At 56.5% G+C, this 14,217-nt stretch carries 13 protein-coding genes, 2 tRNA genes, 2 rRNA genes and 1 pseudogene; 6 read left to right on the forward strand and 12 right to left on the reverse strand.

Translation table 11 applies throughout. The features are described 5' to 3' along the window. Positions 1–384 carry an oxalurate catabolism protein HpxZ gene (gene hpxZ, locus FT726_RS11205; RefSeq protein WP_058769325.1) on the forward strand — a complete coding sequence of 128 codons (384 nt, stop codon included), beginning with the start codon at positions 1–3 and terminating at the stop codon, positions 382–384. Between the two features lie 74 nt (positions 385–458). On the opposite strand, the gene puuE is transcribed toward hpxZ, so the two are convergent. Genes puuE through FT726_RS11220 form a run of 3 tightly spaced genes read right to left on the reverse strand, consistent with a single transcriptional unit; the run spans position 459 to position 2,898 of the window. Further along, entirely contained in the window at positions 459–1,412 is a 954-nt protein-coding gene (puuE, locus tag FT726_RS11210) for an allantoinase PuuE (RefSeq protein WP_021507302.1), read from the reverse strand. A 35-nt stretch (positions 1,413–1,447) separates the two neighbouring features. Further along, positions 1,448–2,179 carry an allantoin racemase gene (hpxA, locus tag FT726_RS11215; protein WP_150058542.1) on the reverse strand — a complete coding sequence of 244 codons (732 nt, stop codon included), beginning with the start codon at positions 2,177–2,179 and terminating at the stop codon, positions 1,448–1,450. After that, positions 2,176–2,898: a GntR family transcriptional regulator gene (locus FT726_RS11220; RefSeq protein WP_058758029.1), complete on the reverse strand. Its 723-nt coding sequence runs from the start codon at positions 2,896–2,898 to the stop codon at positions 2,176–2,178. Before FT726_RS11220 ends, hpxA begins: the two co-directional genes overlap by 4 nt. Positions 2,899–3,042: 144 nt before the next feature. Between FT726_RS11220 and FT726_RS11225 the strand changes: the two genes are divergently transcribed. Further along, positions 3,043–4,536 carry an NCS1 family nucleobase:cation symporter-1 gene (locus tag FT726_RS11225; protein WP_021507305.1) on the forward strand — a complete coding sequence of 498 codons (1,494 nt, stop codon included), beginning with the start codon at positions 3,043–3,045 and terminating at the stop codon, positions 4,534–4,536. Positions 4,537–4,636: 100 nt separating this feature from the next. Here FT726_RS11225 and FT726_RS11230 read toward each other — a convergent pair. Then, positions 4,637–4,713 (reverse strand) — tRNA-Asp (locus FT726_RS11230). A gap of 134 nt (positions 4,714–4,847) precedes the next feature. Beyond that, positions 4,848–5,579, reverse strand: coding sequence for a DNA polymerase III subunit epsilon (gene dnaQ, locus FT726_RS11235; protein ID WP_058776026.1), 732 nt, complete (start codon positions 5,577–5,579; stop codon positions 4,848–4,850). Here dnaQ and rnhA point away from each other — a divergent pair. Next, positions 5,533–6,100, forward strand: a pseudogene (gene rnhA, locus FT726_RS11240) (ribonuclease HI). The gene dnaQ and the pseudogene rnhA sit on opposite strands and share 47 nt — an antisense overlap. On the opposite strand, the gene FT726_RS11245 reads toward rnhA, so the two are convergent. Next, the gene (locus FT726_RS11245; RefSeq protein WP_021507307.1) at positions 6,085–6,819 is read right to left on the reverse strand and encodes a class I SAM-dependent methyltransferase; all 735 of its coding nucleotides are present in this window, start codon (positions 6,817–6,819) and stop codon (positions 6,085–6,087) included. The pseudogene rnhA and the gene FT726_RS11245 sit on opposite strands and share 16 nt — an antisense overlap. Before the next feature lie 40 nt (positions 6,820–6,859). Between FT726_RS11245 and gloB the strand changes: the two genes are divergently transcribed. Both gloB and mltD read left to right on the forward strand, forming a co-directional pair. Beyond that, positions 6,860–7,615, forward strand: a complete 756-nt coding sequence (gloB, locus tag FT726_RS11250; RefSeq protein WP_346302813.1) for a hydroxyacylglutathione hydrolase — start codon at positions 6,860–6,862, stop codon at positions 7,613–7,615. 71 nt (positions 7,616–7,686) lie between these two features. Further along, entirely contained in the window at positions 7,687–9,063 is a 1,377-nt protein-coding gene (gene mltD, locus FT726_RS11255; RefSeq protein ID WP_288421317.1) for a murein transglycosylase D, read from the forward strand. A gap of 191 nt (positions 9,064–9,254) precedes the next feature. Here mltD and FT726_RS11260 read toward each other — a convergent pair whose 3' ends face one another. Further along, a complete protein-coding gene (locus tag FT726_RS11260; protein ID WP_031279675.1) occupies positions 9,255–10,055 on the reverse strand; it encodes an endonuclease/exonuclease/phosphatase family protein in 801 nt (266 codons plus the stop codon). A gap of 148 nt (positions 10,056–10,203) precedes the next feature. After that, positions 10,204–11,382, reverse strand: a complete 1,179-nt coding sequence (locus FT726_RS11265) for an MFS transporter (RefSeq protein ID WP_125310438.1) — start codon at positions 11,380–11,382, stop codon at positions 10,204–10,206. Positions 11,383–11,482: 100 nt separating this feature from the next. Between FT726_RS11265 and yafC the strand changes: the two genes are divergently transcribed. Continuing rightward, positions 11,483–12,391 carry a DNA-binding transcriptional regulator YafC gene (yafC, locus tag FT726_RS11270; protein ID WP_125310440.1) on the forward strand — a complete coding sequence of 303 codons (909 nt, stop codon included), beginning with the start codon at positions 11,483–11,485 and terminating at the stop codon, positions 12,389–12,391. A gap of 12 nt (positions 12,392–12,403) precedes the next feature. Here the strand turns inward: yafC and dkgB are convergent, their stop codons facing one another. The 4 genes from dkgB to FT726_RS11290 all read right to left on the reverse strand — a co-directional run. Continuing rightward, positions 12,404–13,207, reverse strand: coding sequence for a 2,5-didehydrogluconate reductase DkgB (gene dkgB, locus FT726_RS11275; RefSeq protein WP_346302814.1), 804 nt, complete (start codon positions 13,205–13,207; stop codon positions 12,404–12,406). 170 nt (positions 13,208–13,377) lie between these two features. Further along, a tRNA-Asp gene (locus FT726_RS11280) sits at positions 13,378–13,454 on the reverse strand. Positions 13,455–13,554: 100 nt separating this feature from the next. After that, a 5S ribosomal RNA gene (gene rrf / locus FT726_RS11285) occupies positions 13,555–13,670 on the reverse strand. 197 nt (positions 13,671–13,867) lie between these two features. Further along, positions 13,868–14,217 (reverse strand): 23S ribosomal RNA (locus tag FT726_RS11290); the annotation flags it as partial.

Below are 14,217 nucleotides of genomic sequence, written 5' to 3' on the forward strand. Positions count from 1 at the left end.
ATGACACCTGAACATATCGATCGTCCGGCGATACTGGCTGAAGTCACCGCCGCGTTTTACCGCTACGAGCAGGCGCTGGTGAGCAATGATGTCGCGGTGCTGGACGAGTTGTTCTGGCACGATGCGCGTACGGTGCGACTCGGTGCCGGAGAGAATCTGTACGGGATTGACGAGATTCGCGCCTTTCGCGCGGCGCGTCCGTCAAAGGGGCTCGATCGCACGCTGCGCAATACGGTCATCACCACTTTTGGCGATGACTATGCGGTGTGCAGCACCGAGTTCACCCGCGAGGGCGTAGAAAAGATCGGCCGTCAGCAGCAGACCTGGGTACGGCTGCCGTGCGGCTGGCGCATCGTGGCGGCGCAGGTGAGTTTGATGAGCTGAGGCGGGCGCGAGTGTTGCCCTCTCCTGACAAGAGAGGGCAAAAACGACCTGACATCCGTGGAAGGTAAGGCCGCTCAGGCAGCCGGATGCGTCTTCATCCAGTGATCGGCAATCTGCTGACGCGTGCACACCCACACCTTGTCGTGCTGCTGAATATGGTCGAGGAAACGCTGCAGCGCGCGGAATTTCCCCGGACGCCCCAGCAGACGGCAGTGCATGCCAATCGACATCATCTTCGGCGCCGTCGCGCCCTCTTCATACAGCACATCAAAGGTATCGCGCAGATAGGTATAGAACTGCTCGGCGGTGTTGAATCCCTGCGGCGTGGCGAAGCGCATGTCGTTGCACTCCAGCGTGTAGGGAATGATCAGATGCGGCTTCACCGTGCCGTCCTGACAGGTAACCTGCGTCCAGAACGGCAGATCGTCACCGTAGTAATCGCTGTCGTAGCTGAAGCCGCCCTGCTCGACCACCAGCCGCCGCGTATTGGGGCTGTCGCGCCCGGTATACCAGCCGGTGGGGGCTTTACCGAATAACTCGGTGAGCACGTCCACTGCCTGCTGCATGTGCTGACGCTCGGTTTTGGCATCCATCCCCTGATAGTGAATCCAGCGCCAGCCGTGGCTGACCACATCGTAATCGGCGGCTTTGATGGCCTCGACAATCTGCGGATGCCGCGCCAGCGCCATCGCGACGCCAAAGATGGTCAGCGGCAGGCCGCGCTGCTGAAACTCCTGATGGATGCGCCAGAAACCGGCACGCGAGCCGTACTCATACAGGGAATCCATCGACATGTGGCGATCGGCATAGCTGGCGGCACCGATGATGTCGGAGAGAAACTGCTCAGAGCCCGCGTCACCGTGCAGCACATTGTTTTCAGCGCCCTCTTCATAATTGAGCACGAACTGCACCGCCACCCGCGCCTCACCCGGCCACTGCGCGTGCGGCGGCTGGCCCGCATAGCCAATCAGATCGCGCGGATAATTTTTGTTGAAGCTGTACTCTTTCTTTTCAGATACATCACTCATTCTGCAAGTTCCTGTCATCAGTCCTCAACCAGCCCTTAGTTTAGGTGCTGAAATGCCGCACTGAGCGGTTTTTTAATCGGGTAAGCCAGATCGCCGTGTTTGCTGGTACCAAAGCCCAGCGCCAGTAATGACTCGACCATTTTCACCGCCGCACTGACGCCATCAATCACCGGCAGGCCCAGCTCTTTAGTCAGGTCCTGCGCCAGCGACGCCATGCCGCCGCAGCCCAGCACAATCGCGCCGCTGCCATCTTCACGTTTCGCCTGCAGACAGCGCTCACGCACTTTCTCCTGCGCGACGCCGCTGCCGTCCTCAAGCGCCAGCACCGGCAGGTCAATGGCGTGCAGCGCGGCACAGTGATGGCTGAATCCGTATTGCTGCAGCAGATGGCGGGCGATCACCAGCGTGCGCGGCAGCGTGGTGACAATCGAAAAGCGCGTCGCCACCAGCGTCGCGGTGTGCATCGCCGCTTCGGCAATGCCAATCACCGGTCCGCTCGCCAGTTCGCGCGCCGCCAGCAGTCCCGGATCGCCAAAGCAGGCGATGATGTGGCCGCTGACGCCCTGCTCTTTGCCGCGTTTTACCTGTTCCAGCACGCCCACCGCGGCAATCGCTTCATCAAAGTGCCCTTCAATGGAGGGCACGCCCTCGCTCGGGCACACCGCCAGAATCTCCGTGCCAGGCGCGGCCACGGCGCGCGCCGCTGCGCCGATGGTCGCCGTCATGGCGGCGCTGGTATTCGGGTTGATCACCTGGATCAGGCTCATGATGCCGCTCCTTTATGACCGGCAAATAACCGGGTGAAATCAGGCAGGGTTTCGCCGCTGCGTTCAAAGTGCAGGCTGGCGACGATATGTTCGAAGTGATGCTGCAGCGCCGTGGTTAACGCCGGCAGATCGTTTTGCCGCAGCAGATCCACCAGCCGATCGTGATGATCGCAACGACAGCCGCGCTGCCACGGTGCACCGTAAGCGGCGATCACCAGCGAGGAGCGCTGCGTCAGGCGCGTCACCATGTCAGTTAGCACCTGGTTGCCGGAAATCGCCTGCAGCTGGATATGAAAAGCCGCAGACAGACGGATGGCGGCGGCCCCGTCATGCTGCTGGTGCGCCTGCTGCTCGTCGGCAATTAAGCCACTTAGCGCGGCGAGATGCGGCGGCTGCAGATGCGCCAGCACCGCCGGCAGGTTGGCGCACTCCAGCAGGCTGCGCGTGGCGAAGATGTCGCGCGCTTCCTCCACGCCCGGCGTCGCCACCTGTGCACCACGTCTGGGCGACAGGGTGATCATTTGCACCGCCGCGAGGCGCTGCAGCACCTTACGAATGCCGGTGCGGCTGACGCCAAACACCTCCGACAGCGCCTCTTCCGGCAATTTGCTGCCCGGCGGCAGCTGGTGCTCCACGATGGCGTTCAGCAACGCCTGATAGATAGGTTCGTCTCTGTCATTCAGATCGGCAGCCGTTTTCTGGCCTGTTTCACTCTTCATTTCCCGCTCCGGCAAGTGACTGCATGCAGACATCGTATACGTGAAATTCATTTTTTGTATACAAGAAATCAATTCTGGCCTGGATCCTGCAATACCGTTTCACGCTGTCATTATTTTTCCATGAAGTTAAGAGGAGCAGGTTTCATGCCAAATCATTCTGAAGTGACCTCTGCGGTGGCCTCTGAAGCCAACGCCCATTACAGCCCGCGTCTGTGTAACGACGACCTGGCGCCGACCCGCAACCAGAGCTGGTCGTGGTACAACATTTTTTCGTTCTGGATGTCGGACGTGCACAGCATGGGGGGTTATGTAGTGGCGGCCAGCTTCTTCACCCTCGGTCTGGCCAGCTGGCAGGTGCTGCTGTGTCTGCTGGTGGGAATTTGCATCGTGCAGCTGTGCGCTAACCTGGTGGCAAAGCCGAGCCAGATGGCCGGCGTGCCTTATGCGGTGATTTCGCGTCAGGCATTTGGCGTGTTCGGGGCCAACATCCCGGCGGTGATTCGCGGGCTGATCGCCTTCGCCTGGTACGGCATTCAGACCTATCTGGCGGCGAATGCGCTGATGCTGGTGCTGCTGAAGTTCTACCCGTCGTTAAGCAGCATGACGCAGAGCAGCTGGCTCGGCCTGTCGCAGCTTGGCTGGTGCTGTTTCGGCGTAATGTGGCTGCTGCAGGCGATGGTATTCTGGCATGGCATGAGCGCGATTAAACGCTTTATCGATATCGCCGGTCCGGCGGTATACGTGGTGATGGTGGCGCTGGCGGGCTGGATTGTATACAAAACCGGTTTTGACGGTATCTCCTTCACCCTCGCCAGTAAATCACTGAGCGCGGGCGAGCAAACCTGGCAGATGATTACCGCGACCGCGTTGGTGGTCTCTTATTTCTCCGGTCCGCTGCTCAACTTTGGTGACTTCTCGCGCTACGGCAAAAGCATGGGTGAGATTCGCCGCGGCAACCGCTGGGGCCTGCCGTTCAACTTCCTGCTGTTTTCGATTGTGACCGTGGTCATTGTCTCGGGTACTCAGTCGCTGTTTGGCAAAATGATCACCGACCCGATCGAAACCGTGAGCATGGTAGGCAACGATGTGGCGGTCGCTATCGGGCTGCTGACTATGATTACCGCCACCATCGGCATCAATATCGTGGCGAACTTCGTTTCGCCAGCATTTGATTTCTCTAACTGCTCACCGCAGAAGATCAGCTTCCGCGCCGGTGGCATGATTGCCGCCGTGGGTTCAGTGCTGTTGACGCCGTGGAATCTGTTCCAGTCGCCGGAGCTGATTCACTACACGCTGGATGTGCTGGGATCGTTTATCGGGCCACTGTTTGGCATTCTGATCGCCGATTTCTACCTGATCAAACGCAGCAAGGTGTACGTTGATGACCTGTTCAACGATACGCCAAAAGGCCGCTACTGGTATCGCGGCGGTTTCAATCCGAAAGCGATTGCTGCACTGCTGCCTTCCGTTGGCATTTGTCTGGTGATTAGCTTTATTCCGTCCCTGCACGCGGTGGCAAACTTCAGCTGGTTCATCGGCGTGGCGCTGGGCGCTGGCTGCTACCGCTGGCTGGCGCGCGCCGAACGTGAGGTGCCGCAAGCCACCTATCGTGCGGAAGTGGCGGTACAGAAGGATTAATGTGCTGGTGGTCGCCATGAATGGCGACCGTACGCCAGATGGGTATGATTTAGAAAAGCAAAAAGCCGATGCATTGCTGCATCGGCTTCTTTAAAGAGATTGGCGGAACGGACGGGGCTCGAACCCGCGACCCCCTGCGTGACAGGCAGGTATTCTAACCAACTGAACTACCGCTCCGCGCTTTGTTCCCCGTCGGGAACGAGGCGCATATTAATGGCAGCCTCATCCCTCGTCAACGCTTTTTGCAGGGGAATCTCTCGTTTGCCGGTTTTTTCAGCTTAACGACGCTTTTCCACGCAAAATCAGCGGTTTCAGGCACGCCACAGGCAGCTGCCGCCCTTCTTTTGCACCAGATCGAGCCGGCTCTCATGCGCCATTATCTCTTCATCGCTGGCGCTAACCACGCGCAGGCCGGCGCCCGGACGAACGATGCGCTGTATATGCTCACCTGCCACCTGATTGCTCTGCTCGCCTTCCATTGAAAACGCCAGCGAGGTCTGGCCGCCGGTCATGGTGAGGAACACTTCGGCCAGAATCTCGGCATCAAGCAAAGCGCCGTGCAACGTACGTTTGCTGTTATCGATCTCGAAACGGTTACACAGCGCATCCAGGCTGTTGCGCTTGCCCGGGAACATTTTACGCGCCATCGCCAGGCTATCGGTGATCTGACAGAAGGTTTCTGTCTTGCCGATGTCACGCTGCAGCATGGCAAATTCGTAATCCATAAAGCCGATGTCGAACGAAGCGTTATGGATCACCAGCTCCGCGCCGCGAATGTAATCGAGGAATTCGTCGGCGATTTGCGCAAAGGTCGGCTTATCGGCGAGGAATTCATCGGCAATACCGTGTACGCCGAACGCTTCCGGATCCACCAGCCGATCGGGCTTGAGATACATATGGAAGTTGTTGCCGGTCAGGCGACGGTTGATCACCTCAACCGCACCGATTTCAATGATGCGATGTCCTTCGTAATGCACCCCGATCATGTTCATGCCGGTGGTTTCGGTATCGAGGACGATCTGGCGGTTATTTGCAGTGCTCATAGGACTCGTTTTATGTCAGACTTGGCGTTTTGTCAGAAGGAAGTCTACCAGAGATGCGCAAACAGGTAGAAATATTCACCGATGGATCCTGCCTGGGCAATCCCGGTCCCGGCGGCTACGGCGCCATTCTTCGCTACCGCCAGCACGAGAAATTATTCAGCGCCGGCTACCGCCTTACTACCAATAATCGCATGGAGCTGATGGCGGCCATTGTGGCACTGGAAGCGCTGACCCAGCCGTGTGACGTGGTACTCAGCACCGACAGCCAGTACGTGCGCCAGGGCATCACCAGCTGGATTCACAACTGGAAAAAGCGCGGCTGGAAAACCGCAGAAAAGAAGCCGGTGAAGAACGTTGATCTGTGGCAGCGACTCGACGCGGCGCTCAGTACCCATAAGATTCAGTGGGAGTGGGTAAAAGGCCATGCCGGTCATCCGGAGAACGAACGCTGTGATGAACTGGCACGCAGCGCTGCCGGCAATCCTTCCCTCGACGATATTGGCTATCAGGTTGAGTCCTGATCGCTGGCTTCACGAAACTGCCGCGTGGCATTGACCGCTGGCCGTAACTGGGTTTTGCCGGGCATCATCTTCACTTTGCCCGGCGTCAGCGGGAAGGTGCGCTTACGCGCAACCACGATATTCAGACAGCCCAGCGCCGGCAGGTGCGTGCTGATCATCTTGCCGCCCTGGCGGTGCCACGGCACCACCTGAAAGCGCGTACGATACACCACTTCATAATTGAGTAAGCTCAGCCAGTCGAGCAGGCGCACCTGGCTGAACATCCGTCCACTCCACGGTGCGCGGCGCTGTAATCCGGGCAGGCCTTTACTGATGCCCAGCAGGCTGAATGGATTGAAGCCGCTGATAATCATCCAGCCGTCATCAATCAGTACGCGATCCACTTCGCGCAATACGCGGTGCGGATCCTGGCTCCAGGCCAGCGTGTGCGCCAGCAGACAGGCATCAATCGATTTGGCTTCAAACGGCAACTGCGTTGCGCTGGCGATGACGTGCAGCCCATCGCCCTCATCGCCCACATTAACCTGATGCGATATGGCACACTGGCGGGTATTGATTTCTGCGCTGAGGCTGCCAATTTTAAGCATATGAAAGCCGTACAGCTTGCCGAGATACGGTTGCAGTTGCTGGGTTAACGCGTCGCGGAAATAGTCGCCCCAGGGCATATCCTGCCAGGAGCGCGGCGCAGTCAGGATTTGGCGTGTTTTCGCTGGCTTCATGCTCTACCATTTTCCTTTTTCTACGACCTGAGAGGTGTTTATGAATCTTACCAGTATTCCCGCGTTGCAGGATAACTACATCTGGACACTGAACGATGAACAGGGACGCTGTCTGATCGTCGATCCGGGTGAAGCCCGACCGGTGCTGGAAAAAATTCACGCCAATCACTGGCAGCCGCAGGCCATTCTGCTGACCCATCATCATCACGATCACGTGGGCGGCGTTAGCGAACTGCTGGAGCACTATCCGCAACTTGAGGTTTATGGTCCGCAGGAGACCGCCGATAAAGGCGCGCGCACTATTCTCAGTGACGGTGATGAATTTACGCTGCTCGGGCTAAATTTCCGCGTCATCGCAACGCCTGGACACACTTTAGGACATATCTCATATTTCAGCTCACCTTATCTTTTCTGTGGCGATACGATGTTTTCGGGTGGCTGCGGACGACTGTTCGAAGGCACTGCCCAGCAAATGTTTGAGTCGTTTCAAGCGCTTAATCAACTCCCTGCCGATACGCTTATCTGCTGTGCGCATGAATACACTTTATCCAATATGAAGTTTGCTGCGGCTATTCTGCCTCAGGACCCGAAAATTTTGGCAAGGTATCAGCAAATTAAGGACTTACGCGCAGAAAATCGCATTACTTTGCCAACAAAACTGGCGCTGGAGCGTGAAATAAATTTATTCCTGCGTACGCAAGATCCTGATTTGCAAAAGGCTTTAGGCATTAATGTGGCGTCGGCTCCGTTATGGCAGACTTTTGCCGATCTACGCGAGAAGAAAGACCGTTTTTGATATTTCTGGTTGTGTTGTGCCGGTCGCTAACGTATAGTTGCTCGTCTTTTAAGCGAACTATTGACACACACATGAAGGCTAAAGCGATATTACTCGCCTCGGTCTTGCTGGTTGGATGTCAGGCATCAAGGAATGACGCCAGTATCCCGGTACAGCATGCACAGAGTCTGTCTTCAGCTGGTCAAGGTGAAAATGGAAAGTACGGAGATCGCTTGTTGTCGCCGCGCTGGCAAGATGATGGAACCAGCCTCGCAGAAGACACTGATCTCTGGAATCACATTAGTGACGAGTTGAAGATGGGGATTCCGGAAAACCCGCGAATCCGCGAACAAAAAACAAAGTACTTAAAAAATAAGAGCTATCTCCACGATGTAACATTACGGGCAGAGCCGTACATGTACTGGATTGTCGAGCAGATACAGAAACGTAAAATGCCGATGGAACTGGTACTGCTACCCATAGTGGAGAGCGCTTTTGACCCACACGCAACCTCTACTGCGAATGCCGCTGGCATCTGGCAGATCGTTGCGCAAACGGGCAAAAACTATGGTTTGAAACAGAACCAATGGTACGACGGACGCCGCGATGTGGTGGCCTCAACCAAAGTTGCGCTGGATATGATGCAGCGTCTGAACGGCATGTTTGACGGTGACTGGTTACTGACCATCGCCGCCTATAACAGCGGTGAAGGGCGTGTGCTGAAGGCGATGAAACAGAACAAGGCGCGCGGTAAGCCGACCGACTTCTGGCATTTATCGCTGCCACGCGAGACCACGGTTTACGTACCTAAAATGCTGGCCCTGAGTGATATTCTCAAGAACAGCAAGCGCTACGGTATTAAGCTGCCAACCGCCAATGAGAGCCGTGCACTGGCTCGCGTTGAAGTGGGACAGCAGATTGAACTGACGCAGGCCGCAGATATGGCCGGTATGTCGCTCAGCAAGCTGAAGACATTCAATGCCGGGTATAAAAACGGCACCACCGCGCCAAACGGACCGCACTATATTATGGTGCCAAAGTCCAACGTGGCTCAGCTGCGCAATTCACTGGCTTCCGGTGATATTGCTGCGGTACAGCCCGGCGAGCTGGCGAAAGTCAGCGCTGCAGGCAATAGCTATAAGGTCCGCAAAGGCGACACCTTATCGGGCATTGCCAGTAAGCTTGGTGTGAGCGTTAGTGCACTGAAGCAGCAGAATAACCTGCGCAGTGCGTCAGTACGCATCGGTCAGACACTGACCGTTGGCAGCAAAGCTGGCGCGTCGCAGCTGGCGGATAACGGCAACAGCATCACCTACCGTGTGCGTAAGGGTGATTCTTTTGCCAGTATCGCCAAACGTCACGGTGTTAACACCAAAGACGTGATGCGCTGGAACAGTGACGCTAAAGACATTCAGCCCGGCGACAAGCTGACGCTGTTTGTGAAGAATAGCGCAACACCTGATACCTGATGCACCGAAAAGGCTGACTTTTGTCAGCCTTTTTCATTATTTACCTTTTCCTTTCCCGCAGTCAGACACACTTACGCGCAAACCTCATTATTATCGCCGCTGCGCCATGCCTTTAGCGGTCTGAAGTGGTTTATTGAGCAGGATGCGGCTTCAGCGCTGTTAATCATTCGCTTTGGCGTGCAGCACTTGGCTTAACGTTTAGCCGCGCCGGGACTGAATTCAACCAGCAGAGGATTGTGGTCAGAGGCACGCGTCACCAGCACCGACGCCTCGCTGACTTTCATGTCGCGGTAAAAGACAAAATCCAGCGGGCGGCCAAATGCCTTGCGTCGATGATCATCAGTAAAGTTTACTTCGCGCAGCGCCATCTCACGGGCAAAGCGGTAGAGCGCGTTCATACGCTGGCGGCTCCAGGCATTGAAGTCGCCGGCCATGATCACCGGCCCGCGATGATGCTGGATTTGCTCGCCAATCGGCCCCAGCTGTTTGCTGTACACATCAACGCCGAGGCTGAAATTGACCGCATGAATGTTCACCACCATCAGCATTTCGCCGGTGGGAAGCGGATAGGCAGTGACCAGAGCGGATTTAGACAGCCTCAGTAGCGGCTCACGTTCACGCAGCGGACAGCAGTAGACCGGATGGGCAGAAGCCAGCGTCATGACGCCAGAGGGGTGTTGTGGCAGCACAAAGGCCGGCACCTGATCGGCCGCAAGATAATTGCTGGTGGCGAACTGCACCAGTTCCGGTGTGGTCTGCGCCTCCTGCAGCAGCACCAGATGGGCATCTTTGCCGAAGCCCTGCAGTACTGACATCCAGTCTGCCCGCTGCTGTTTGAATATATTCCACACCAGCACGCGCAGGGTTGGGTCGGCTGGCAGCGGTGCACCGGGCGGTAACGCCTGCCCAAGATGCAGCATCGCCCCTGGCGGAAAAATCCGCTCAGCAGGCTGACCTGCTACATACCGCATTGCATAAGTTTTTTTTCGCACTGTCCCGCCTGGCTGATTTACGACTACAACTTCACCTGACTGTTATAGGGATTTTAGCGCGGGGTTTCAATTGCTGTTATTGATTGTCGGAATTCGCCTCACAGCCAGCAACGGCAACAGCCCACCATACGGCAGGCTGTTGTGCGGCTTATTCAATGATGGCTGCCGCACGCGGCTTATCCAGCTGGCCACTGAGGCGGACCAGCAGCAGAGCCGCAAACACGATGACGGCACCCACCCATGGCGTCTGCGCCAGACCGTAATGTTCCACGATGTGACCGCCGACGGTTGAACCCAGTGCGATGCCAATATTAAAGGCCGCGATATTCAGCCCTGACGCGACATCAACTGCGCCTGGCGCATAGTGTTCAGCCTTTTGCACCACGTAAACCTGCAGGCCAGGTACGTTAGCAAAGGCAAAGACGCCCATCACCAGCACCGTGAGCAGCGCGAGGTAATGCATGCTGGCGGTGAACTGGAATACCACTAACAGTATGGCCAGCGCGATAAAAATCAGCGTCAGCGCCGGTACCGCCCCGCGGCGATCGGCCAGCCTGCCGCCCCAGATATTCCCGATCGCCACTGCAATACCGTACCCCAGCAGCACGCCACTGACGGCGGTCGGTGAGAAACCGGCCAGTGACTGCATCATCGGTGCCAGGAAGGTGAAGGTGGTAAAGATGCCACCGTAGCCCAGCGCCGTAATCGCGTAAATCAGCAGCAGCCGCGGATTGATCATTACCGCGGCCTGCTGTGCCAGGGAGGTGGCAGGCGGCTGTGCGATGTTACGCGGTACCAGTATCATACTGCTGACCAGCGCAATCACGCCCAGCAGAGAGACCGCCAGAAAACTTTCACGCCAGCCAAAATGCTGACCAATCAGTGTGCCAAGCGGTACGCCGGTGACCAGCGCCACGGTTAAGCCGCCAAACATGATGGCTATCGCACTGGCGGCCTTCTCTTTGCTTACCAGGCTGGTCGCAATGGTTGAGCCGACGGAGAAGAAAACACCGTGCGCCAGACCGGTCAGCAGACGCGCCATCACCAGCGTTTCATAGTTGGGTGCCAGCCAGGCCACCAGATTACCGACGGTAAACAGCGCCATCAGCCCCATCAGCAACTGCTTGCGCGGCAGCTTGCCGGTTAAGGCGGTGAGCACTGGCGCGCCGACGGCTACGCCAAGCGCGTAGATGGATACCAGCATCCCGGCAGAAGGTAACGTAATGCTGAGCTGTTCAGCGATGGTCGGAATCAGCCCGACGATAACAAACTCGGTGGTTCCGATAGCGAAGGCGCTGATGGTCAGCGCCCAGAGTGCAAGTGGCATGGTTGACTCCCAATAATGTTTTGATGGGCGCCATTATCGACTCGTGCTTTAATAACAAAAAGAAGCAAAGTAACAATAAACTTTTGCCTGAGGAGGCATAATGAAGGCATCTTCAGAGGAGTTAAAAGTCTTTATCGCTGTGGTGGAAAGCGGCAGTTTTAGCCGTGCAGCGGAGCAGTTACAGATGGCCAATTCGGCGGTGAGCCGCACGGTGAAGAAGCTGGAGAACAAGCTTGGCGTGTCGCTGCTGACGCGTACCACCCGTCAGCTGGCGCTGACTTATGAAGGCGAACTCTATTTCCGGCGCGTGCAGAAGCTGATCCTTGAGATGGCGACAGCAGAGAATGAGCTGATTGAGCGCCAGCAGGCGCCACAGGGCGTGCTGCGCATCGACGCGGCTACACCGGTGATCCTTAACCTGCTGATGCCGATGATTAAACCCTTTCGCGAGCGCTATCCGGCGGTCACGCTATCGCTAATCTCTTCCGAAAGCTTTATCAACCTGATTGATCGTAAAGTGGATGTCGCTATTCGTGCCGGGGATTTAACCGACTCCACGCTGCGTGCCCGGCTGCTGTTCACCAGCTATCGTAAAATGGTCGCTACGCCAGCTTATCTGGCGAAATATGGTACGCCGGCGTCGGTGGAGGCGCTGGCACATCATCAGTGCCTCGGTTTTGTCGAGACGCCTCGTCTTAATCGCTGGCCCGTGTCGGCCAATGGCAGCGATCTGTATGAAATTGACGCGGCGATGTCATCAAACAGCGGAGAGACGATTAAGCAGCTGTGCCTTAACGATCAGGGTATCGCCTGTCTGTCGGACTTCATGGTGAATGCGGAAATTGCGGCGGGCACTTTTGTTGAGGTGCTGGCGCACCAGTCGGTACCGGTTGAGATGCCTTTTAATGCGGTGTATTACAGCGATTTAGGGGTGAGCCAGCGCGTGCGGGCCTTTATTGATTTTCTCAGCGAGTGGGTCAGAGATCAGCCCTGGCGCGTGCAGGGCTGATGCACGGGAGAATTAATCCCAGTCTGGTGCCAGGCCTTCCGGGCTGACCAGACGCTGCTGGCGATCCAGCGCGGCGATTTGCGCCATGTCGTCCGCATCCAGTGTCAGATCCTGCGCCGCCATATTGCTGGCCAGGTTCTCACGCTTGGTTGAGGAGGGAATCACGGCATAACCCAGTGCCAGTGCCCACGCCAGGACGACCTGCGCGGGTGTGGCCTGATGTTTCTGCGCAATCTGCTTTATCACCTGTTCTTTTAACGCTTCGCCATATGCCAGCGTCATGTATGAAGTGATATGAATGCCCTGCTGTTTCGCGAAGTCCACGACCTGGCGATTTTGCAGGAACGGGTGCAGCTCAATCTGGTTGGTCGCAATGTTCTCTGCGCCCACAGCGGCAATGGCCTCTTTCATCAGGGCAATCGGGAAGTTAGAGATACCAATCTGACGCGTCAAACCCGCCTCTTTCGCTGCCATCAATGCCTGCATGCTCTCTTTGACCGATACCGCTGCACCCGGCGATGGCCAGTGAATCAGCGTCAAATCGACATAGTCGGTACGCAGTTTCGCCAGGCTCTGCTGCAGGCTGGGGATCAGTTTGTCGGCGGCGAGATTCTCAATCCAGATTTTAGTAGTGATAAACAGCTCATCACGAGCCACGCCGCTTTCAGCAATAGCCTGACCTACGGCAGCTTCGTTTTCATAAATTTGAGCGGTATCGATGGTGCGGTAACCAAGTTCCAGTGCGGTTTTCACTGAATGAATAACAACATCGTCCTGCAGACGAAATGTTCCTAAACCAAAAGCGGGGATTGTCATGTTTTCCTCATCATTGCGTTGAATGTTGCGATGAGGCGTATTGTGGCAGGTTTATTGTTGCTGAAAAATCCGCTTATGAGCAGAGGAATTTTGCGTTTTACTCAACAATGGCAGGTTTTTAGCGGACATGAAAAAGCCCTGACTTTACAGTCAGGGCTTCTCAATTTAAGTGGCGGAACGGACGGGGCTCGAACCCGCGACCCCCTGCGTGACAGGCAGGTATTCTAACCAACTGAACTACCGCTCCACCGATTCTGTACTGATTTCAGACCGTCGCTGATTTCAGGTGTTTCGCCCTTTCCGCGTCACCGGGAAGGTCACGACCCGATTAGGGGTCTTAAATTGATGCCTGGCAGTTCCCTACTCTCGCATGGGGAGGCCCCACACTACCATCGGCGCTACGGCGTTTCACTTCTGAGTTCGGCATGGGGTCAGGTGGGACCACCGCGCTGTTGCCGCCAGGCAAATTCTGTTTTCGTCCGCGTCTTTCGCGCTCTGACTGCGTTGCCCCGCTCGCGCCGCTCAGTCACATACTTCTGTATGCTCCTTCACGTCGTCTCGCGTGCCGCCTTGTCACAGCACAAAATCCACTGGACGTAATCCGGTGAACAAAGCTGAAAATTCTTTCGGTCTCTCAGACCAAAACGCCTCTGGCGTTGTAAGGTTAAGCCTCACGGGTCATTAGTACCGGTTAGCTCAACGCATCGCTGCGCTTACACACCCGGCCTATCAACGTCGTCGTCTTCAACGTCCCTTCAGGACCCTTAAAGGGTCAGGGAGAACTCATCTCGGGGCAAGTTTCGTGCTTAGATGCTTTCAGCACTTATCTCTTCCGCACTTAGCTACCGGGCAGTGCCATTGGCATGACAACCCGAACACCAGCGGTGCGTTCACTCCGGTCCTCTCGTACTAGGAGCAACCCCCCTCAATTCTCCAGCGCCCACGGCAGATAGGGACCGAACTGTCTCACGACGTTCTAAACCCAGCTCGCGTACCACTTTAAACGGCGA

It is taken from the genome of Pantoea sp. Morm, from assembly GCF_016643525.1.
GTDB lineage: Bacteria > Pseudomonadota > Gammaproteobacteria > Enterobacterales > Enterobacteriaceae > Pantoea > Pantoea dispersa.